Raw genomic sequence first — 22,614 nt, forward strand, 5'->3', positions numbered from 1 at the left:
GAATCATGGCTTCGCTGTGAAAGAATAATCAACTCCATTGTTTTTTACAATTCATGATGGTAAAAAGACTAGAATGAAACAAGGAACCGTTAATTACTTTTTGAAGAAGTATGCCCAAATCGTTATTAAAAGTGATTCTTTTTTTCCTATAAATTTACACGCTCATACACTTCGACATAGCATAGCTATGACAATGTACAATAATGGTATTCCAATTTCTTATATTCGAGATTTTCTTGGTCATAAAAGTGTCGAGATAACTTCCATTTATGCACACGCAAATGAGGAAACTATATATAAAACTTTAGAATCTCTGGAAGAATTAAGGATTCCTGAACAGACAATGAAATGGAAGGACAAAGAAGATTATCTAATTGAATTTTGCGGTCTAGTTTAATTTAATAATATTATCCTCAAATAAATTTGAATTTTTATCATTAAAAACGAGAGTTATACCATAATTGAGGATAATATTTTTTTGAAGATAATCCGTAGGCCGAGCGATCCTTGTTGGAACAACAATTGTATGATAGTGATTCGCAAGATCTTCGTATGTACGGTTAATAATTAAATCAGACTGTGTATTTTTAGTCACACCACTCTTAAGATTGTCCGGCGTCATAACGATAGGAACTCCGTAAAAATACTGAAACATTTGAACATGACAATCAATCCAATTCATCATTCTTTGGTCATAACAAGCTAACGCGAAAGCGTATCCACTGAAAGGTAAAACGGCCACAAATAATGAGCCTTTAATAACTTCACCCGTGTCTGGATCAATCCATTGGGGTCGCTTTCCACACCAATCAATTTGTACAGAGTATCCAGCTTTATGATGGATAATATGACTGAAGGACTTTGTATCTAAGTGCTCTTTAAAATACTTCTTAAATTGAGTTAAACTGAATATTGCGGACGAATAGCTCCACCTGTGCGGACTTTAGCCCACTCAGTGCGGCGAATAACTCCATCAGTGCGGAAGATAGCTCCACCTTTCTGAACCATTCCAAATTACATACTAATCAACAGAAAAGCTACTAGTTTAGATACCGAACAAAACTAGTAGCTTATTTCTTAATTTAATTCTTTTTCAATGTAACTAATGGCTAATCTAACCATTTCATCAGCAGATGGTTCATCTTTCTCCAAAAAATAAGGCAATAGTAGAGATTCTAATTCTTCCATGATAGAAGTTGGGAGATAACGGTGAAAATAGTATCGAGCGATACGGTTTTCAACCTCTTCTGAAATCATTAGAACACTCCTAAACCATGTCGTTCTCGCATTGAGACTTCACCATCAATCAGGATATGATAAGAATTATGTACGATACGATCTAATATGGCATCCCCTAATTGGTCATTTTCAATCTTACCATGCCAGCCTTCTGGGCCAAATTGTGAACAAAAAATGGTTGAAGACTTTCCTAAACGCGCTTCAATGATTTCTAAAACATGTACCGAATCCTCTTGGGTCAAAGGAGTTAATAACCACTCATCTATGATAAGCACATTAATTTGCCGAAATTTTGTAACCAATTTACGGTAACTTCCATCAGCTAAATAACGGGCGACTTTTAATTCATCAATCAATTCAGGTAATCGAATATATTTAACAGTTTTAAATTGTCGGCAAGCTTGAACACCAAAAGCGTTCGCTAACCATGTTTTGCCATTCCCTGAGACTCCCATAAAGATAATATTCTGATTCTCTTCAATATACTTGCCAGTTGATAATTGTGTAAGCAACCCTTTATCTAAATGACGATCTGGATGATACTCAATATCTTCAATGCATGCGTTAGAATCACTAAAGGTAGCTTTCTTTACTAGGTTTTGTATTTTATTTGATTGACGACGTGAGTATTCAAAATCAACCATTAAATTAAGTCTCTCTACAAAAGACAAGTCTTGAACATCTCGATTATTAGATTGATTTTCATAAGCTTCAGCCATTCCGCTTAAACGCATAGATTTTAATTTATTGATTGTATTCTCATTTCTCATAAGTTATTCCTCCTAAAATATTCAGAGCCTCGACTATAACCATAACCATCATTGGCCTGGTTTGTTCGAGCTTTTTCCGATTGATTCTTATTTTTATAGTTATATTGCCGTTGGATAATCGTTTTAAAAGTCGCAAGCGTTGGTTGCTGGGTAATACTTAACAATATCTCGCTTGTTTCTTCAATTAATTGGATAGAGTAATTCTTTTCTAAATTCTGAATACCACCAAGTATTTTTAAAGCTCGTTTTTCAACTTGTTGCTCAAGAATTAGATTAACTAGCTTTACTGTATTCAGCCCTATCTCCTTTGCCCATTTACGAACAGTTTCTGGCGTATGATCATGATAACGCCGATGATGGTCCGGCATATGATCCGGAAGGGTGCTACGCTCGTTAGTATTCTTTTTTATGCGTTTATGAGATGCAATTCTACTCTGATTAAAGTAAACTTCAATTAAGTTCTTTGTGAGGCGAACTTCAACGTCACATTGAACATATTCATATGGGACGGAGTAATAGTTAGATTCAACTTGAATGTGGTAGTTTAACTGAACTTTAGCTATTCTCCATTCCGTTAATTGAAAAGCTGGTTTTCTTACTGGCAACAAATAAGGTAGCTCTTCTTGTTCAAATACACTTCTTCGAGAACCTTCCTTCTTTTGAAAGGCTTCTGTATTCAATTCTTCTAGCTTTTCCCAAATTAACTGATTGAGATCTTGAAGATAAAAGCACTGGGTATTTCTTAGCGAAGCAATAATTTGACGTGAAACTAAACCGACCGCCCCTTCAACACTAGATTTATCCTTTGGTTTCAGAGCCCTAGTTGGGACAACAACCGTTTGATAATAATCAGCTAACTCCCTATAAGACTCATTAATCACCGGCTCTGCATAATCAGTCTTAGTCACGCCGGTACGAAGATTATCAGGTATGATTGTCTGTGTGACACCCTTGAAATAATCAAACATGTGAATATGAGCGGTTAACCAACTCGATGATTTCATATCTAAGAAACCTTCAACATAGCTGTATTGACTAAATGGAAGTGTCCCTACAAAAATATAAACAGTAATGTCATTATTTGATAGCTTATCTTTTAGTTTCAAGGTCGAACCAGCCCAATCACATTCAATAGCTGCACCTGGTTTGTGTTTTAAGGGCATGGTCACTTTATACTTACCAGCATAATCTCCATATTGTTCACAATAGGTCCTATAAGCATAGGGTATTGCTTGGTTATCTTTTGCTCGTTGACAATACTCTTTATGTAGTAATTTTAAAGTCATGTGCGCCTTACTTAATTCTTTATGGACATAATCCCAATCTTCTTGATAATAACCTTTGGCCTGTGGATGTTTCTCTGGAAATAAGTACCGTTCCAGCCATTTATTAGACATTTCATCGGTTAATTCTATCAGCTCCTTTTCTTTTGCTTTTTTGATGACCTCACGAATCGTATTCCTTGAACTCCCAACAGCGACTTCAATAGATCGTTGTGGTATCTTACTAAAGTGAAGTTCAAGTATTTTACGATAATTAATCACAAATAAACCCTCCTATACAATTAGATTCACACCGTATTTCACAGTGTGTATCATAATTATACAAAAGGGTTTACATTAAGACTATATGATTAGGGTGGAGCTATCTTCCGCACTGATGGATCTATTTACCGCACTCGGTGGGGCTAAAGTCCGCACAGGTGGAGCTATTCGTCCGCAATATTCATTAAACGGTAATAAACCCGATTATTTCTTCGACAGTCAACCACATACTCTTCCCATAACAATGGCATCGTGACTCCTGGCTTGACTAATTCCTTAGCTAGGTATTCGAAATCTGGTAACACATATTCAATAGAATTTTCCTTTCTCTTTAGTTTTTTGGGTGAAAAGACTGCATCGATTTGACTATTTTCCCACGTTGATAGTTCCTGATAGAATAATTGTTTATCCTTTGCGATTTTGACGGTCCTTGCGACGGTATTTCTTCCTGAGTGACACATTTTACTAATATTCCTTTGACTGAAAGACAATTCGTGTAAACGAATTATTTCCAAATAGTTTGGCAAAATAGCCACCTCCTAATTTTTTAGCGAATGTCATCATTCGCTATTTCATTTATATCATGATTTTAAGCAAACAAAAAAGCCATTGTGAAATGGCTCAAGTTAAAATGATTTAAGTGGTTCAATAATATGCGTTTTAGGTGGCTCTAATTAGTCCGACGTGGTGCCGTTTCCAATAGAGCGATTTGGTTTGAAACAGGTACAATGAATATCCGAGAGAAATTAGGTCAAAATAAAGAAGTTGAAAAATAAAACAATCGCCACGCTTTATGCGTGGCTTTTTAAGTGGACTCCAAATGCGAATAGGTTGCTCTCAAATGGCTATCGATTGCTCCGAACTAGCGTATAAGTGGGTCTGAAGCCGCGGAATAATCAGCTAAAGTCCGCACAGGTGGAGCTATTAGTCCGCAATATTCACTTTGATTATTAGAAATTTTTCATAGTTTACAAAGGAATGAGTTGCTCTCCAAAAACAACCTAAGTTGCATGTGTTAAAGAATTTCTTCAACCAGCACTATTCGACTTTGTTAGATAATAGGCCATCATCAATAGAAACAACAATGTTTTGGTTGAATTGTAAGTGAACTTCACGTAAAATATGCAAAATCGACCTCGTATTATTCATTAAGTTGTCGTTTATTTAATTATATACTATGATTCTTTTTTGTGAACCTAAAGGGTATTGATTTAATGTAGAATTTGATTGATAATAAACTTCTTTAAAAATTTAGTGTTTAATACAGGGGAATTAAAACCAATTATTTAGCTTTAATGATTCTTTTTACAAAAATTTCATATATTGTATTCAATAGAGATTTATTAATTAAGATTAATAGAATAAAACAGATTAGTTCTAATACAATTAAAAGAATCCCTTCAAAAATAAATAATAAAACAATTTGAACGAAAAGGATTAGGTTATTCCCTAAAAATATTCTATTATCAAAATCTATGGTAACAAATTTCTTTGTATCTACATATCTAAGAACAAACATTATAATAAAACTCAATGCCGTACTAATTCCCGCTCCAATGGTACCTATTGTTGGAATTAACACAAGACTACTAACTACGGATACGACTCCACCATATAACGAAGTGGTAAATGTTCCTTTTGTATTTTTTGAAGCAGTATAATTTGTTCCTAAAAAAGCAGAAAAACTCTGATATATAACACCAATAATTAGAAAAGGAACTATAGTCCAACTTTCATAAAAAGTCTGTTCAACAAGTATTCTCAAAGCAGGTTTTAATATTACAAGAATACCAGATCCTACAATAAATAGGATTGTAGAGAATCCATTAAATATTGTACTATAAAATTTATCTTTATCACTAGAATTATACTCTTCGAAAGAAGATAACTGCCAAGCTTGCATGAAAATATTAGTAACCATAGATATAATAGATGGAATCTTATTAGCTACTGCAAAAAGCCCATTAGCAGCTGTACCAACAAAATATAATAAAAAATATCTAGTGGATCCATTAATAAGCCACCACATAACCGTATTAGGAATTATTGGAATAGAAAAACTTAACATTTCTTTATATAAATTAACATCGAAAAATTTAGGTATCAAATTAATGATGTTACTTATTGAAAATAATAAATACAAATTAGAAATAAATACGGCGATTATTAAAGAAATAATGTAACCATTGATCCCAAAATCAAAAACTACTAATAATAATAAATTAGTTGAAACAGTGACTAATGTCATTATTATGCCATTTATTGCATACTGTTTTACTAAGCCGACCCCTCTGACAAACTGAGAATAGAGGTCATTAAACAAATTTAAAATCATTAATAAAACAAAATAGATACCATACTCACTAAAAACTGAGAAACTATTAATTAAAGGATAAAGTAATAATAATATTAAAGATGCTAATAATCCATGCAATGATATATTATTAAAAATACTTTGTTTATCTTTTATTGATGTGGCATCAATTGTAAATCTTAATGCTGCATGACCCAAAGATAAGCTGAAAAATGGTACTAAAAGTCCAATTGTGGTGATAATTAAATCTACAGTACCATATTCTGATGTAGTCAGTACATTCGTATAAAGAGGAACCATGAACAGGTTAATAAGCTTACTCCCGAAGTTCCCTATAGTAAATATAATTGAGTTATTTAATAATTTCTTATACCTACTCATTTTTCACCTCTCTAAATTTTTAAATCATTATATTCAAGTTCTACTAATTTTTTTATTTCTTGATGCTTGTTAGCAAATTTACTTGAATCATAATTATAAGAACTTTTTGATTCATTAATTTCATCTATTTTTTGATATATATTCTTATCTTTAAAATATAAAACATAATCAAATGATGAGAACCATTCATATGCACCATAAACCTTATTACTAACATTATCTAACGCTATAACTGGTATACCACAAATAGCAGCTAATATCATTCCATGAAGACGATCAGAAATCACAAAACTTGCTTGTCCAATCATTTTTAAATATTCCTCTACAAGAGCATCGCGATTATATAAATTGTAATAACCTTCAACTACTGAATCAGTGTATTCGAAATCGTCTTCCTCATAGCCTAATTCGATAAAGTGGCTTTTTAACTCTTCTATATCTTTTTTATAATCAACTTTTTCATGATCTTTTCTCAATACAAAAATAATTTTATTTTTGTTATTTTTATATTTATTTCCATCAATATACGTAACAATATCAGGTGTCAAAATCACCTTCTTAAATTCAAATTCTTTTTCAGATACAAAATCATATGATTTTTTATCCCTTACTATTAAACTAACATTTGGATGGTCAGCAATAATTTTCTTATGTTCTTTAATTAAATTCTCACTATCTTCTTTGTAATACATTGTTTGAGGAAATATTATAATTCTATTATTGGGATTATTGATAATAATTGAATTAGATATTTCTTGCCCCGTTTCCCATAAAGTTCCTAAATAACCTCCACCATTAATAATAATTAAATCATGTTGATTAATATTTCTATTAATAATATCAGACTTATATTCATATAAACTAATCGGAATTTCTATTAGGTTTACATTAGGAAACTCTTTTTTAATAAATTTAGTTCCTGCTATTGAAATTGCATGATCACCAATATTCCCATATATAGCTGTCCCAATCAATATTATTCGTTTTTGATTTTTTGTACTTTTTAATTCAGAAATAATTGGATCAAACGTTTTATTAAGTTTTACTTTTGAATATTTACTGTTAATAATGCGCAACTTTTTTTGTGCTGAATTTGGTATTATATTTTTTATTATTTTTTTTATTTGTCCCATAATTTATTTTCACAGCCTCTTATCATTTTTTATTAATTTAGCATAGTAATATTTTATATACCAAATAATAATCAAATTTATCATAACTTTATTTTTACCCAATTCTATTATCTAAAAGAAAAAAGAAAATAATTTTGAATAATTGTCGAGAAAGATTTTGATGTAATTTAATCACATTTAATTATCTTTTCAGATTAATAAACTTTTCCATAAAAACACTAGACGATCATTATTAAAGAACACCAAAACTAGAAAACTATTTCTTATAAAAAATGAAATTTATACTTCATAGATAAAATAAGGATACCATGTGTCAATATTACTGGTTTTATCAAAGGAATATTTTTGTCGGAAATATTTTAGTGAATGCCACTTAATTTCTTATATAAATCAACATTTATACTGAGGATAGTTACTTTTATTAAATTTCTAATTGAATTGGAATTTCTGTATAGAAATTTTTTATCTATATTAAAATTTGATTCCTTTGTTAGAAACCCACCTATATTTAGTGCATACAGATATAAATTAACTAAATAATTTCTTAAATATCTTGAATCTTCTCTGTTCAATTTAGAATTATATATTTTTTCTAGTTCATAAACTATTCGAATTAAATCATTGCTATTTTTTGTTTTATTTTTTTTATTAGTTATTGATCCTTCCCTAGATACATGAACATAAAAAATAAATCCTGTATCAATAACCTTTTTAGCTTTAATTAATATTTGAGGCGACCATAGTTCATCTTCATGTAATAACCCTTTTTCAAAAAAAATATTGTTACTATTGATTAATGACTTTTTATAAATGCCTTTAACAGCAACAGCAGAATAAATATTTTCTTTAATTGTCATAGTTAGATATTCCTGTCCCGAAATTATTTTCCCTTGTTTTGAAAAAAATTTTTTCTGTTTTTGAACGTAAATATCATTCTCAGGTATATATTTTACTAATGAGCCTATAACAATATCAACCTTAGTTTCTAGAAGAACGGACATCAAATTCTTATACGCATCAGTATAAATATAATCATCACTATCAAGAAATGCTATGTAGTCTCCTTTTGATTTACGTATCCCATAATTTCTAGTCTCTGATAATCCTTCATTTTCTTTATGAAAAACTCGTACCTTTTTATATTTATTTTGTAACTCATCACATATTTTTCCTGAATTATCAGTAGAACCATCATTAATTAATAATATTTCAAGATCTTTATAGGATTGATTTATTACCGAGTCTACACATTTCTCTATATAGTCTTCAACATTATATACTGGAATTATTACACTTAATTTCATATTTCCACTCTCTCATACTTTATAAATTACATTCAAATACCGGAATTAATTCATTAATTAGTATACTATAATTATCATTTTTGAATGCATAATCTATACATATTTAATAACTTTGTTTAATTTTCATAACTTTAGAAATCTCAAGTTTATTTAAAAATCTTAAATTTTACATCACATATTCTCTATTAGATTCATTACTAACAAATATTTTAATTTAAATTTTTTATGCAAATCAATCAAAATGATAATGTAATCACAAAAGTAAAAATATATTTCAAATAGATATTTTAAATTATAACTATCTCTTTTTAAAAAAATTATGTCTAATAGGTAATCTTTTATTTATAGCTTCCAGCAATCCTAGTAATGAAAACTTCATTGAATCCTTCCAATTTAAGGAAGTATAATAACTCAAATTTCTTGATTTATTTATAGAATATCCAAACTTTTTTTCTTTTGATAAATCATATAAAAATATTTGATCTCCTGGATTATTTCTCAAAAAATTTAATTCTTGAGGCTTATAATTTAATCCAAAGGTCTCAATTATTTCATAATTTAATTTGTTAACTGAGAGTAAAAATGAATAGTTAGAATAATTTTTCTTACTTCCATATATATCTACACATATTTTATGAACACCATCATATAGACTTTCAAGTGATTCCAATTCAATTTCAAAGAAAGAATCATATTTGATTCCTTCCGTAAAAGTAGGTAATTTATATTTTATATTTTTCATTTGGATAGGTACTTGATAAAGAGACATTTCTTGTTGTACATGTTGTCCAACATCACTAAAATTTGTAGATAAAGAAATATAAGGATAAACAAAATATTTATTAGTTTCTACTAAATATTTCATGAAATATTTTTTCCACGATGTCTGTGGCCAAGAATAAATTTTATCTGGCATATCTTTAATATTCTCTAACGTATTACTATTTTTTAAGTACCATTCTCTAAAGTTTATCCACATATTTTTTGTCCAATATTGCCCCCAAGAAGAAGCACTCTGAATAAAGAAAGTATCAAATCCACTTGTGATTGGAGTAAAGGGCTTTTCTACCATCTCATTTATACTTGGACTATAAAGTGAAATCCCTGCAATTTCTTCATTATTGTAATATTTAGATTTTGTTTGTTTAACGTATTCATAAAAATATTCTGAAGGTACTATGTCATCTTCAAACATTATTAAACCTTCATAATTTTCAACTAAATCACCACAATAGAGTACATGATTTCTCAATCCAAGCCTTTCTTTATGCAATATTATATCTTTTTCCCCAAAAATCCAATCAAAAGAATTAGCCACTTTTTCTACTTCTTTTTGAATATCACTTTTGTCTAAGCTAATTATTAAATCAACATTGTCACTAAAGTAGCTATTATTTAATGTCATTAATAATCTGTTTAAAGACTTTGGTCTATTATATCCCATCACAACAATAACATCTTTGCTCATTATACTACCTACTTTCAAAAGTCTATTAATATTTATCGTTGCTTGAATAATTTTGTTTCTTTTTAAAAGTTGGATAATAATTTGCGGTAAGTAAAGCAAGTATAGTGTAAAATCTAAAATCGATTATTCCAACGTTAACAGTAAATCCAATAAAAAACGGTATCATGAAAAGATAATATTTAATATTTCTAAAGTTTGTTCTTATACGAAAAAAAAGCCACATAAATATTAAATAGGCAATAAAACCGTAATTAAAAATCAAATGGAAGTGACCATTATGAGGCCTAAAACTTCCTCCGTTAATAATCATAGTACCACCATCACCAAAAAACAACGCTGCGAAAAAGTTTTTATTTTCTAAAACTATTTCCCATCTAGAAAACCTTGAATCTGCGGAATTAATGCTAAAACGATAAACAAATGTTTCAAATAGATTTGAATTAATTAACTTTTCTAACGAAAAGAACGATGATGGTATTACAATAATTATGACTAATAGCAATGCAAAAATATTAACTTTTATATTGGTAAAATTATTAATAAATTTAGATGAAAGACTAATAACATATATTATTACTGTAATTGCATATATAAGTATGCCTGTTAAACTTAATGTTGTTACACATATAAAGCCACTCATTAGTAATAATATGAAGCTTATAAAATTCTTTTCCTTATAGTTAACAAACAAAAAAATTAATACTGCATTAATAACTGTAGCTTGATTGTTCGGATCACTCAATGTCCCTGTGAATCGACTAATTAGTAAGCTATCAGTTAAAGTAACATTGTCAGATAATGTCCAAAATGATCGAATGTTAAAATATGCAGCTGGGCTAAAAAAATAAATTGTAGCTAATATAAAAATAAAACAAATATAAGCTATTAAAAATTTTCTTAAATCGTGATAGAAAATTTCTTGATTAATATTTATATACATGTATAGAAACATTCCGTATAATAACATCAACAACGAAAATATATTTTGATTAAGGAATATAGGGTATTTAAAAGCTGAAAACAAAACGCTTATAAACGAAAATATTAAGAAAATAATAATTAAAAGAAATTCATTATTCAACTTTAATCTTTTCGCATGAAGTATAAACCAAATAGGAATAAGTACCATTGAAAGACTTATTCTAAATACTTTGATATAAGGAAAGAATAATATATCCATTATAACTAACACAAAAAATATTGAGTCAAATTTGTTTCTTTCAATGAAACGTCTATTTGTATTAATAATTTAACCCCCTTTCAATTATTTAATAAATATTCTATATTTTTTCTTAAAAGTAAATCGTTATTATCAAATTGATTTCTTGCTTTCAATGATAATTTCTTTTGTAGATCGAAATCTGATAATAACTTTTTTAAATCTTTTTCAATAAGATTTTCTTCATTAATACAATATGCTATTCCTTCTAAATACTCCATTGATGCTACTTCTTTGGGTCCAACAGCTAGGATAGGTTTTTCTAAAGACATATATTCTGAAATCTTGGTTGAAACAGATAATCTAGTTGCTTCAATACTTTTTTTATTAAATGATTCAACATGGACTGGTATAGCACATTCATTTAACTTAATCTTTAGTTCATTTCTATTAAGAGTTCCACTATATTCACTACCATTTTCAATATTTAATTTTGCCATAATTTTATCAGTTGGTTGTTCATTAGTATAAATGAACAACTTAATTTTTGTATTTTCTTTTTTATTTATAGAGGCAATTGCTTCTCCAATTTTACTTAATACTTGATACCTATTATAATGCAATCCACCTGCATAAATTAAATAAAGTCTAGTGTTATTAATATTTTGTATAGAATTATCTTTTAAAGATTCAGACTTATTCATCAGAAGCAGACTATCCTTATTAAAAATATTTTTATATTCGTTTCTCATCTTTTCTGAAATAGTTATTAACTCTGATGTCTCCTTTATTAAAGGCTTCATTTTTCTTAATAGTAAATTTCTACGTATCCACCAAAACATATTTACCGTTTTTCTTGGTAGGATATAATCATCAGTAATATAAGTTAATAATTTTGATTTATATTTATCTTTAATCATTTTAGTTATATCATAAGCAAATAATGAGTCTCCTCCAACAAAAAATATTTTTTGAGGTTGAAAATCATCTAGCCATTCAAATAATGAATCAAATTTCTTAAAATTTAATTTCCAAATTACTTCTCTTATTAACCTTGTGAGATTATTTTTTGGTATTTTTTTACCTTTTTCTTGATTGGTATTGACCAATTTCTTTACATTTGTTCTCTGAATTTTTCCTATTGAAGACCCTGTTTTCAAAAGTGATTTAAGGACATCTTTATCTGATATTTGATAGTAGCTGTCTAATCTTATATCTTCTGGAAGCTCTGAACTAAAGTATAATTGTCGTATATTCTCTTTAGGGTATTCTTCAAAAATTGAAGCTATAGTTTTTCCATTATTTTTAGTTTTACTAATCACATTATTACTAACTATTAGAATTCTATCTTCGCATCCCATGATAATCTATTTACTCCAAACAATCCGATTAATATAATCCGTATAAGAAACAATAATTCTCAACACTTTATCAGAGACATTTGGCATACTATAGTCAGTAACTAATCTTAAAGTTTCGTCAGTTTGAGTCTCTAGAATTGCTAACCCTTGCATAATTCTTTCTTTTTCAAGTCCAACCATCATAACAGCCCCTTCTTCCATTGCTTCTGGACGTTCATGAGCTTCTCGTAAGTTTAGTGCCTTAAACTTCAAGATTGATGATTCTTCACTGATTGTTCCACTATCACTTAATACTGCTTTTGAGTTTAATTGTAAGTTATTATAGTCGGTGAATCCCATTGGTTTCATCAATTGAACGAGGTTATTAAACTTAACTCCTTTTTCATCAATCATTTTACGTGTCCTTGGATGTGTACTTACAATAACTGGTAATTGGTATACTTCTGCGATTTCATTCAATGAATCAACTAAGTTTAGGAAATTACGTTCCGAACTAATATTTTCATCTCTATGAGCTGAAACTACAAAGTACTTTCCCTTTTCTAAGCCCAACTTAGAATAGCTATTAGCTTTAGAAATGTCATCTAATTTTGCATTTAAAACTTCAAACATCGGACTACCCGTCTTAATGATTTGGACTGCTGGCAAACCTTCAGCTAATAAGTACTCACGTGCGATATCAGAGTAGGTTAGATTAATATCTGCTACATGATCCACAATCTTTCGGTTAGTTTCTTCTGGCACACGTTGATCAAAGCAACGATTACCAGCTTCCATATGGAAAATTGGGATGTGATGACGTTTAGCTGCAATGGCACATAGACAGCTATTTGTATCACCTAATACTAGGAAAGAATCAGGAGCTTCATCAATTAAGATTGGGTCGATATTAGCTAATATTTGCCCTATTGTTTCCATAGGTGATCCGCCTGCCGCATTTAGGAAATAGTCTGGTTTTCTTAGTCCAAAATCTTCAAAGAAAACTTCATTTAATTCATAGTCGTAATTTTGTCCAGTATGGACTAAAACATGTTCAATAGCCTCAGACTCTTCTAATTTTTGAATGACGGAAGATAGTCGAATAATTTCAGGTCGCGTCCCTACAACAGTCATCACTTTAAGTTTTTTCATTTTTATACCTCCAAAAAGTATGTATCTGGTTGATTAGGATCGAACATCTCGTTTACCCACATAATAGTCACCATATCAGTTTCTCCAGTATTTACAATTGAATGCGTATATCCAACTGGAATATCCACAACTTCTAATTTATCTCCAGATACCGCATATTCAATAACTTCTTCTGAATGAATTTCTCTAAAACGTATAACGCCAGTCCCACTAACGACCAAAAACTTCTCGTTTTTAGTCATATGCCAATGATTACCTTTAGTGATTCCAGGTTTTGATATATTCACAGAAACTTGGCCAGCTTCAGGTGATTTGATTATTTCAGTGAATGAACCTCTTTGATCTGCATGTGTAGTAAGGGGATAAGAGAAATCATCTTCAGGAAGGAAATATAGATAAGTACTGTATAATTTCTTAACAAAAGGATCTGACATATCTGGCACAATCAAATTACTCCGTTGTTCTTTAAATGATTGAATAAGTTCTGCAATTCTACCTAAAGATACAGAGTAAACAGTTGGAACAACACAGAAATCACCCTCTTTAGCAATCTCATTATCCATAGCTTGAATAAACGCTTCTACAACATCATCAATATAGTTTAACTGTAAAACGACGTTTGGATCATTAACTGTGATTGATTCACCTCGAGCAATGTTATGGCAAAATGTTGCAATAACAGTATTGTAATTAGGTTTTGACCATTTACCAAATAGGTTAGTTAAACGATAGACATAAGTTGTCACATTGTTTTTCTTACCATAGGCAAAGATTAAATCCTCACCAGCTTTTTTACTCTGACCATAGGGATTATCTAATTCAGCTTGAATTGAAGATGTAATTAGAATAGGCGCTTTAGATTGATGTTTTTCGAGTAAAGCTAATAACACACTTGTAAATCCAAAATTACCTTCCATAAATTCTGATGGGTCTTTCGGGCGATTAACACCTGCTAAATGATAGACAAAATCTGCTTGAATGACTGCTTCTTCTAGTTCTTCAGAGGTACTTTCGATATCGATAGGATATATCTTATATGAATCATTTTGTTGAAGCATACTAATCAAATTTTTCCCAACAAAACCTTTAGCTCCAGTAACTAAAATATTCTTCATTTAGTGTGTCCCCCAATGTTTTAATTCATCTTGAATATATTTAACATCAAGCAATTTTTCTGCCATTTGATCAACAGTTAATTGCTCAGTATTGTCAGAATTATATTCATCAAGCAAACCAGCATTTTGTTGTCCTTCATCAAAGAATTTCCCATAATTTAAATCGCGTTTATCTGAGGGAACTCTAAAGAAATTCCCCATGTCTATGGCACGAACTGCTTCTTCTTTAGTTAATAAGGATTCATACATTTTTTCACCATGACGAATGCCGATAGGATTAATATCTGGATTCGTATTGAAAACCTTATTAATAGCTTTGATTAATGTGTCAATTGTCGCAGCAGGAGCTTTTTGAACCATAATATCGCCTTGTTCTGCGTGTTGGAAGGCAAATAAAACTAAATCCACTGCTTCTTCTAGAGTCATCATGAAACGAGTCATATTGGCATCAGTCACTGTTATAGGTTGATTATTTTTAATTTGATCAACGAATAGAGGGATAACACTTCCACGTGATGCCATTACATTCCCATATCGAGTTACTGAAATTTTTGTCTTTTCAGGATCTACATTGCGTGCTTTAGCAACTATAACTTTTTCCATCATGGCTTTAGAAGTCCCCATTGCATTAATAGGATAAGCGGCTTTGTCAGTAGATAAACAAACAACATTCTTTACACCGGCATCAATAGCTGCAGTCAAGACATTATCCGTCCCTATGACATTTGTTTTAACAGCTTCCATTGGAAAAAACTCACAGGAAGGTACTTGTTTTAATGCTGCAGCATGAAATATATAATCTACTCCTCGTACAGCATCCCGAATACTATTTATATCTCTAACATCGCCAATATAAAATTTGATTTTCGGATTATTATAGAACTTACGCATATCATCTTGTTTTTTCTCATCACGAGAAAAAATTCGAATCTCTTTAAATTCACTATCTAGAAAACGTTCTAAGACAGCATTACCAAATGAACCCGTACCACCTGTGATTAACAAAATTTTATTAGTAAACATATTACGCACCTTTCTCAATCAACTCAACCAATTGATTCATTAGCATTGTTCTGTCAAAATTTTTAATATAATAGTCTTTTGAATTTCTTCCCATTTGTTTTATTTCTTCAATATCCATTTCAATGAATTTTCGAATATTATTAACCAAACCTTCAACATCTCCTGCAGCACTATATAAACCACATTTTGCTTCTTTAACTAATTGTTGCACTTCACCATCTGCCGATATGATTAGTGGTTTACCACAAGCCATCGACGATTGAACTTTTGCTGGAATAGTTTTAGCAAAAATTTCATTGGGAGCTAAAGAAATTAAGGATATATCATATTTAGCAAGGTAGTATGGAATTAGTTCAGCTGGTTGACGATCAATTAATAAGAAATATCTCTCAACTTCATATTTTTTAATTAAACTTATTATGTTTGCTTTCGAACGTCCATCACCTATTAAAACAAATTTTACTTTAATATTTTCTTTTATTAATCGATATGCTACCTCAGGTAAAATTTCAAGCCCTTGTGCTTCCCCGATATTACCTGCAAAGGCAATCGATAATTCAGTAAAAACTGGTGAATCAACAACCGTATTATCTCGACTATATTCTTGATAGATATCTTCAGCATATTGTGGCCAAAATTTCAATTTATTTATTGAAATTCCTCTTTGATTAATTGACTTAACAAAGCTTTTTGAAGAAGTTAAAATTACCGATGTTTTTTCATAAATATATTGAACCATCTTATCAATTGGTTTTATTATCAATTGATTTTTTATACCTGTTACGGCTAAGATGTTTTCTGGCCATAAATCCATGACATACAAATAATGTTTCAATTTATGCTTTTGAGCATACCAAATTGCCGGCAAAGCTTGAGTCATCGGACTAACTTCATATGTAAAAACTAAATCCACATTTTTTGGCAACTTATTTCGTAATAAGTGAGCAAACAAAACAAAAGACGCATAATTTAAAACTAATCCAATGGATTTCTTCCCACGTGGAATTATTGGAATGCGATAAATATCAATTCCATTCCATTGCTCAAATCTATTTTTTTTCCAATTATATCCATCATAAAATTTTCCTTGCGGGTAGTTTGGAATACCAGTTACTACAGATACCTTGTATCCTAATTTAATCAATTCAATACAAATATCATTAATTCGAAATTGCTCTGGGTAAAAATATTGTGAATAAACTAAGATGTGCTTTGTCAAACAAATCTCCCCTATAGGTACAATTATTATTTCAATAAATCCATAACAAGTTATGAATTGAATTTTAATTAAAACCATTTCACCAGTTGTTCTAACAATGTTACTAACTTTTTTCTGTAAGTTCTATCGATTCACGAAAACTATTAACTTGATATGACTGCTTATATTCACTTAAAGAATTAACATATTTCAAATCACTAAACATCTTATTAATGACTGTTACATTCATTAACTTTCGGATGATACCATTAAACATCTTTGTCAACCATATTCTTTTTCCAGAGACTTCAGCAATAGTCCTAACTAAATGACTTGTATTCACGTATTCTATATTTTGAGGAAAGAAAATACCTGAATCTTCAATATCGATTAATAAACGAATAAATTCAGTCAAATTGTCAATATGAATCATACTACGCTCATTAGGATAATTTGGGAAAATAGGTGTCCATTTAGCTAATTTAGCCAACCTAGGATAGTTCCCTTTTGAGTTTTTACCATATATCATTGGAGGACGAATAATTGCAATCTTAAAAGATTCATCTACAAGTTTCAACAAACTTTCTTCTGCCTCTAGTTTACTTCTACCATAAAAATCATCTGGATTTGGTTGCGTATCTGTAGTTATCAGTTCTACTTTTGACCCATATATAATAATACTGCTTAAAAAAATAAATTGCCGAACAGAATCTTGTTTAGCTTTTTTAGCTAATTCAATCGTTAAATCGCGATTAACACGATAATACTCTTTTTCCATATTTGGATTTGTTGAAACGTGCGCAATTCCAGCAACATGAACAATAGAATCATAGATTGAGAAATTAAGTAGTTTCCAGTCATTACTTCGTACACTAATTTTGTCAATTTGATATTTATCGCTGTTAGATTGTTTTAGCCATCTATCAACCGCATTCCCGACATAACTGTTAACACCAGTAATTAAGATTTTCTTCAACACAACCACCTCATCCTAAGAATCTACCTCATCCTTATTCTGTTTACCTTCAACCACACCATCACGACTTAAAACACTTCGGAAAGTACCGAAGAAACATTTCAGATCAAAAGCAAGACTCATCTTTTCAACGTACTCTCCATCTAATCGTGCTTTAACAGGTATCGGCAATTCATCCCGACCATTAATTTGCGCCCATCCAGTTAAGCCGGGTAAAACATCATTTGCATGATATTTATCTCTTTCTGCTACTAGATCATCTTGATTCCAAAGAGCTGGTCGTGGACCAATAATCGACATCTCACCTTTAATAATATTAATAATCTGTGGTAATTCATCTAGACTCGTTCGCCTTAAAAATCTACCAGAGTTTGTAATAAACTTCTCTGGATTTTCAAGCATATGTGTAGGTGTATCCTTGGGGGTATCCATTCGCATAGTTCGAAATTTATAAATATCAAAGTAACTTTTATAGATTCCAACTCTCTTTTGCTTAAAGAAAATTGGACCAGGTGAATCAATCAAAATCCAAAGAGAAAGAATTATGAAAAAAGGAAATAAAACAATAAGAGCTCCTAAAGAAACAATGAAGTCTAAAATTCTTTTAATTACAAAATACATATTGAATCCTTTCATATAAAATTATTTCATTTTAGTAATTTTATATCTAATTGTTATCTTTTTGTTCTCTATAGTTTTTATACCCATATCCATATTTTTCAGTATTACTTAGGTTAGTCATAACAAACCCTAGTATATCTGCATTAATATTATTTAATTCTTGAATAGCTCTCTTTAATACATCTTTACGACTAAAATTCTGTTTGACAACTAATAATACACTATCTGCCTTCGTTGCTAATATTTTTGCATCAGTCACCAAAGTAACTGGCGGTGTATCATAAATTACAATATCAAAATTGTCAGATAATTCTTGCATTAAAGCTGTCATTCGAGCTGATGACAGTAATTCTGATGGATTAGGTGGAACAGGCCCGCTCGTCAAAAAATACATATTCAACTCACGGCTCTTTTGAACAATTTCATTAAATTGTAAAGTATTATCAAAAAGTAAAGAAGATAAGCCTTTAGTATTATCCAATCCAAAAGATCGATGAATAGTTGGATTTCGTAAATCACCATCTACTAGTAATACATTCTTATTGTCTACTCCCCCAAATACATGAGCTAAATTAGCTGCAACAGTCGACTTTCCTTCATTTGGAACACTTGAAGTTACTGCAATAGATTTAACATCTTTGTTAAATTGAGCAAATTCAATATTAGTTCGCAAGGTTCTGAATTCTTCTGCCTGAATACTTTGAGGTTTTACATAAGAAATTAAAGGGACGCGTTTTTTTGAACTAGTATATTCTTCTTTTCGCTTAAACATAGCTTCACTAAACCTTTCTGCGACTTTTATTTGTTCTAGTTGGGGAAGTCAACTTAAATTCTATTGAATTTGCATTTGGAATATCAGTGATACCGCCTAAGTTAATTAAACCTAATTCTTCAACATAGGATGGACTTTTAATCCGAGTATCTAAAGCATTATTTATCAATAAAATTCCAACACTAATAATAAATCCAAAAAAAGCACCGGATAATGTTAACAATGAAATATTAGGTGAGACTGGGTTCGGATTATATGATGCTGGCGATAAAACAAAAATGTTCGGATCGCTTACCTCATAAGCATCTTGTACCTGTTGCCCAAAAACCTCGATAGTTTTCTCCACTACTTGTTGTGCTTCGTTTGGAGAGTCCATCTCAGCAGTAATTACGAATGTTTGTGAGTTTTGTTGTTGACTAACTTCCATTGCATTTTTCAAGGTGCCAACTGAGTACTGACCTCCTAACTCTTCATTAACTATACTCAATGTAGAATCAGCTAAAATTATATTCCTATAGGTGTTGATTAACATGATACTTGTATTAATATCGGCTTGTGCAATCTGTTGTTCATCTTGTGCACGTTGGTTGACTAACAATTCTGCTCTTGATGTATATGTTGGTTGAATGAAAAATATAGCAATAACAGCCATTATTACAGCACCTAATAAGGTAGAAACAATTATTGTGAAGCTATACTTTCTTAAAAACCCAAATATATCTAATATCGAAATTTCTTCTTCCATGACATCCTCCGTATTTGTTCTTTTTTGATTTGATTGAAGTAAAATTAATAGTGCTTAATCATTCTATTCGCTAAATTTGTTTATTCATGAAATTTGCAATTCCCGTCATCACACCAAAATTTCCATCAATTTGAAAAGGTGGGTGTAAGCTTAATAGGCTTTTACTAGATGTCTCCGTTATGGCCTGAATAATCTGTTGATAGGCTTTATCATACTCACCTAATTTGACATAGAGGTTAATTAACCATGCGTTGGACCAACCTGTATGTCCGCCACCTGCTGACATTCTAGCTTCAATTGCTTTTAGTGCTGCTGGAAAATAACTTTCATCTAAGTAGTTACTTGGAAATATACCATAGAGGTGCGAGAAGTGGCGATGCCCTGGCTCTACTTCTCGATAGGCTTCTTGATACTCTAGTAGTTTACCATTTTTATCTATCGGTATTGGAGCTAGCTTTTCCTTAATAACTAAAACTTCCTTTAGTAATTTCAGTTCATCAACATCTTCAATCCCTAACAGCTGAATCGTTTTTTGATAGTTGTCTATTAATTCATTGATTAACGTTACATCCATGGTTGTCGATTTAGATATACTCACACGATTACTGTCTTCGTCAAAGTATTGATTTTCAGGCGAGGTGGATGGAATTGTTTGATATACACCATCAACTTCAACTAGGAAGTCTTTAATGAATAATATGTTTTCTCTTAAAATTGGAAACACTGTTTCTTTCAAATAGTCTTTATCTTGCGTAAACTCATAATGTCTGAACAAATCCGCTGACATCCAAAGCCCAGCCATTGGCCAGTAAGCCCAAGTCGTAGCTCCTTCATCTCCTACACTTGCTCCATATTGTCTTCCAACTGGGGAAGTATTACCCCATTTATCAGCATTATGATGAATCACCGAACCATTAATGCCATATAGTTCTTTTGCGGTTTGCTTTCCTGATTCTGTCAATTGTTTAACTAAGTCAATATATGGTTCATAACATTCACTGAGCTCTACCAAGTCAGCTCCCCAATAATTCATTTGTAGATTAATATTGGTTGTATAGTTACTTGACCATGGTGGTCGTATTTGCCAATTCCAAATTCCTTGCAGGTTAGCGGCTAATGAGCCTGGTCTTGAAGAAGCTATCATTAAGTATCTGCCAAATTGGTAATATAAGGTGATTAAATCATCATCTTTTTCACCATTCCTAAGCCTTTCTACTCTTTGATCGATTGGGAGGTCTATTTCTGGTCCCCAATTTAATTCAATTCGCTTAAACAATTTTTGATAATCAGCAAGATGATTTTCTAAGGCTTGGTAATAGGATGGCACTGCTTTTTCTTCATTTCTTCTAAATACAAACTGCGCCGTTGTAAAGTTATTTAATTGAAAACCTGCTTCATCTATCGAATAATCACCATCGATATGTAATAACTCTAGTACATAATGATACTTCTCGGTTTCGCCTTCATAAACGATTGGTGTATCTGTTTGTATATAAGATGGCACTACATGGGTAGGTGCTTCTACTTGGATATGCAGTTGTTGATTTTTTACTTCTATTTTATGTTTAAACGGCGTCTCAAAGATTAGTTTTGCTACATGAAATGGATGCGTTTGTCTAAATTCCAAATACATGGCTTGATCTGGGTAGGAAGCAAAGTAAGTGCGATGGTATTTATTTTGCTTTTGGCTAAAGTTGGTTTTAATTAAGGCTTGGTTTAAATCAAGTTGATGTTTGTAGTCTGTGATTGTCTGTGTGTCAATGTCCTGTATATATGACAAATGACCTAGCACCAAGTAACTTTCGGTGTAATAGCCAAGCATATGCTGTTCAATTAAGGATTCAGCTTTCTTATAAGCTTTATCCAGAATAGCTTGGCGAATTTCCGGCAAGTATGCCTTAGTGTAGGTCTGTGTTGGTCTTTCTTTTGTCCCTGACCAAAAGCGGTCATCGTTTAAGTTAATCGTTTCAACTTCAAGAGAGCCTTTAGTCATGCCACCTAACGAGCCATTCCCAAAGACCAAACTATCTTCCCAATCCGTTTGGGGCTGATTAAAGTATATTTTCAAGTTGTCACCTTCTCTCTTGATGCTACATGTTTTGTCTATTTAAAATACCAGAATAATCGTATTTTAGCATTAAATTTTAATTAGTAGCAAAAATGTTCTTTAATTTTCTACTTTTTTAAGAATCAAGTTTGTTTATATCATAACACAGCCTTTCATATTTTTGTATATCAAATATGTCTAATTAGTTATGTAAGGGCTTATATTAAATCCTTGTTTAATTTGAAATTAATCATTACTTTTTACAAAATTTTCGAAAAAATAGAAAAATATTGAAATACCATTTTTAATTATT

The 22,614-nt window shown here is 30.7% G+C and carries 20 protein-coding genes and 1 pseudogene; 1 reads left to right on the forward strand and 20 read right to left on the reverse strand.

Going from position 1 to position 22,614, the window contains the following annotated elements:
* Positions 1-73: 73 nt before the first annotated feature.
* On the forward strand, positions 74-397 hold the full coding sequence (locus tag NRE15_RS06185; protein ID WP_313794722.1) for a tyrosine-type recombinase/integrase: 324 nt from the start codon (positions 74-76) through the stop codon (positions 395-397).
* 90 nt (positions 398-487) lie between these two features.
* On the opposite strand, the pseudogene NRE15_RS06190 reads toward NRE15_RS06185, so the two are convergent.
* The 20 genes and pseudogenes from NRE15_RS06190 to NRE15_RS06285 form a co-directional block, all read right to left on the reverse strand.
* Positions 488-910, reverse strand: a pseudogene (locus tag NRE15_RS06190) (IS21 family transposase); the annotation flags it as partial.
* Between the two features lie 167 nt (positions 911-1,077).
* Positions 1,078-1,257, reverse strand: coding sequence for a hypothetical protein (locus NRE15_RS06195; RefSeq protein ID WP_313794723.1), 180 nt, complete (start codon positions 1,255-1,257; stop codon positions 1,078-1,080).
* Positions 1,257-2,009 carry an IS21-like element helper ATPase IstB gene (gene istB / locus NRE15_RS06200; RefSeq protein ID WP_313794724.1) on the reverse strand — a complete coding sequence of 251 codons (753 nt, stop codon included), beginning with the start codon at positions 2,007-2,009 and terminating at the stop codon, positions 1,257-1,259. The genes NRE15_RS06195 and istB overlap by 1 nt, the downstream gene beginning before the upstream one ends.
* The gene (gene istA, locus NRE15_RS06205; RefSeq protein ID WP_313794725.1) at positions 2,006-3,553 is read right to left on the reverse strand and encodes an IS21 family transposase; all 1,548 of its coding nucleotides are present in this window, start codon (positions 3,551-3,553) and stop codon (positions 2,006-2,008) included. Before istA ends, istB begins: the two co-directional genes overlap by 4 nt.
* Positions 3,554-3,717: 164 nt before the next feature.
* Positions 3,718-4,080, reverse strand: coding sequence for a hypothetical protein (locus NRE15_RS06210; RefSeq protein WP_313794726.1), 363 nt, complete (start codon positions 4,078-4,080; stop codon positions 3,718-3,720).
* Positions 4,081-4,835: 755 nt separating this feature from the next.
* Positions 4,836-6,248, reverse strand: a complete 1,413-nt coding sequence (locus NRE15_RS06215) for a lipopolysaccharide biosynthesis protein (protein WP_313794727.1) — start codon at positions 6,246-6,248, stop codon at positions 4,836-4,838.
* A gap of 11 nt (positions 6,249-6,259) precedes the next feature.
* The gene (locus NRE15_RS06220) at positions 6,260-7,381 is read right to left on the reverse strand and encodes a polysaccharide pyruvyl transferase family protein (RefSeq protein ID WP_313794728.1); all 1,122 of its coding nucleotides are present in this window, start codon (positions 7,379-7,381) and stop codon (positions 6,260-6,262) included.
* Between the two features lie 359 nt (positions 7,382-7,740).
* Positions 7,741-8,685: a glycosyltransferase gene (locus NRE15_RS06225; protein WP_313794729.1), complete on the reverse strand. Its 945-nt coding sequence runs from the start codon at positions 8,683-8,685 to the stop codon at positions 7,741-7,743.
* A gap of 298 nt (positions 8,686-8,983) precedes the next feature.
* Entirely contained in the window at positions 8,984-10,153 is a 1,170-nt protein-coding gene (locus tag NRE15_RS06230) for a glycosyltransferase family 2 protein (RefSeq protein ID WP_313794730.1), read from the reverse strand.
* Positions 10,154-10,178: 25 nt separating this feature from the next.
* The gene (locus NRE15_RS06235) at positions 10,179-11,093 is read right to left on the reverse strand and encodes a hypothetical protein (protein ID WP_313794731.1); all 915 of its coding nucleotides are present in this window, start codon (positions 11,091-11,093) and stop codon (positions 10,179-10,181) included.
* Between the two features lie 320 nt (positions 11,094-11,413).
* Positions 11,414-12,673 carry a glycosyltransferase family protein gene (locus tag NRE15_RS06240; protein ID WP_313794732.1) on the reverse strand — a complete coding sequence of 420 codons (1,260 nt, stop codon included), beginning with the start codon at positions 12,671-12,673 and terminating at the stop codon, positions 11,414-11,416.
* A 6-nt stretch (positions 12,674-12,679) separates the two neighbouring features.
* Positions 12,680-13,804, reverse strand: coding sequence for a non-hydrolyzing UDP-N-acetylglucosamine 2-epimerase (gene wecB, locus NRE15_RS06245; protein ID WP_313794733.1), 1,125 nt, complete (start codon positions 13,802-13,804; stop codon positions 12,680-12,682).
* Between the two features lie 2 nt (positions 13,805-13,806).
* Positions 13,807-14,919, reverse strand: coding sequence for a capsular polysaccharide biosynthesis protein CapF (locus NRE15_RS06250; RefSeq protein ID WP_313794734.1), 1,113 nt, complete (start codon positions 14,917-14,919; stop codon positions 13,807-13,809).
* A complete protein-coding gene (locus NRE15_RS06255) occupies positions 14,920-15,942 on the reverse strand; it encodes a polysaccharide biosynthesis protein (RefSeq protein WP_313794735.1) in 1,023 nt (340 codons plus the stop codon).
* 1 nt (position 15,943) lies between these two features.
* Entirely contained in the window at positions 15,944-17,161 is a 1,218-nt protein-coding gene (locus NRE15_RS06260; protein ID WP_313794736.1) for a glycosyltransferase family 4 protein, read from the reverse strand.
* 103 nt (positions 17,162-17,264) lie between these two features.
* Entirely contained in the window at positions 17,265-18,116 is an 852-nt protein-coding gene (locus tag NRE15_RS06265) for an NAD-dependent epimerase/dehydratase family protein (protein WP_313794737.1), read from the reverse strand.
* 15 nt (positions 18,117-18,131) lie between these two features.
* Positions 18,132-18,737: a sugar transferase gene (locus NRE15_RS06270; protein ID WP_313794738.1), complete on the reverse strand. Its 606-nt coding sequence runs from the start codon at positions 18,735-18,737 to the stop codon at positions 18,132-18,134.
* A gap of 46 nt (positions 18,738-18,783) precedes the next feature.
* Positions 18,784-19,509 carry a CpsD/CapB family tyrosine-protein kinase gene (locus NRE15_RS06275; protein ID WP_313794739.1) on the reverse strand — a complete coding sequence of 242 codons (726 nt, stop codon included), beginning with the start codon at positions 19,507-19,509 and terminating at the stop codon, positions 18,784-18,786.
* Between the two features lie 7 nt (positions 19,510-19,516).
* A complete protein-coding gene (locus NRE15_RS06280; RefSeq protein ID WP_313794740.1) occupies positions 19,517-20,254 on the reverse strand; it encodes a YveK family protein in 738 nt (245 codons plus the stop codon).
* Positions 20,255-20,324: 70 nt separating this feature from the next.
* Complete coding sequence (locus NRE15_RS06285) at positions 20,325-22,322, reverse strand: glycoside hydrolase family 95 protein (protein ID WP_313794741.1); 1,998 nt, start codon at positions 22,320-22,322, stop codon at positions 20,325-20,327.
* Positions 22,323-22,614 lie beyond the last annotated feature (292 nt).

Source organism: Fundicoccus culcitae (assembly GCF_024661895.1).
In the GTDB taxonomy this organism is placed as follows: Bacteria; Bacillota; Bacilli; order Lactobacillales; family Aerococcaceae; genus Fundicoccus_A; species Fundicoccus_A culcitae.

Coding starts and splice junctions, on each gene's coding strand:
- NRE15_RS06185 (WP_313794722.1), top strand. CDS start 74: ATGAAACAAGGAACCGTTAATTACTTTTTGAAGAAGTATGCCCAAATC.
- NRE15_RS06195 (WP_313794723.1), bottom strand. CDS start 1,257: ATGATTTCAGAAGAGGTTGAAAACCGTATCGCTCGATACTATTTTCAC.
- istB (WP_313794724.1), bottom strand. CDS start 2,009: ATGAGAAATGAGAATACAATCAATAAATTAAAATCTATGCGTTTAAGC.
- NRE15_RS06215 (WP_313794727.1), bottom strand. CDS start 6,248: ATGAGTAGGTATAAGAAATTATTAAATAACTCAATTATATTTACTATA.
- NRE15_RS06220 (WP_313794728.1), bottom strand. CDS start 7,381: ATGGGACAAATAAAAAAAATAATAAAAAATATAATACCAAATTCAGCA.
- NRE15_RS06225 (WP_313794729.1), bottom strand. CDS start 8,685: ATGAAATTAAGTGTAATAATTCCAGTATATAATGTTGAAGACTATATA.
- NRE15_RS06230 (WP_313794730.1), bottom strand. CDS start 10,153: ATGAGCAAAGATGTTATTGTTGTGATGGGATATAATAGACCAAAGTCT.
- NRE15_RS06235 (WP_313794731.1), bottom strand. CDS start 11,093: ATGTATATAAATATTAATCAAGAAATTTTCTATCACGATTTAAGAAAA.
- NRE15_RS06240 (WP_313794732.1), bottom strand. CDS start 12,673: ATGGGATGCGAAGATAGAATTCTAATAGTTAGTAATAATGTGATTAGT.
- wecB (WP_313794733.1), bottom strand. CDS start 13,804: ATGAAAAAACTTAAAGTGATGACTGTTGTAGGGACGCGACCTGAAATT.
- NRE15_RS06250 (WP_313794734.1), bottom strand. CDS start 14,919: ATGAAGAATATTTTAGTTACTGGAGCTAAAGGTTTTGTTGGGAAAAAT.
- NRE15_RS06255 (WP_313794735.1), bottom strand. CDS start 15,942: ATGTTTACTAATAAAATTTTGTTAATCACAGGTGGTACGGGTTCATTT.
- NRE15_RS06270 (WP_313794738.1), bottom strand. CDS start 18,737: ATGTATTTTGTAATTAAAAGAATTTTAGACTTCATTGTTTCTTTAGGA.
- NRE15_RS06275 (WP_313794739.1), bottom strand. CDS start 19,509: ATGTTTAAGCGAAAAGAAGAATATACTAGTTCAAAAAAACGCGTCCCT.
- NRE15_RS06280 (WP_313794740.1), bottom strand. CDS start 20,254: ATGGAAGAAGAAATTTCGATATTAGATATATTTGGGTTTTTAAGAAAG.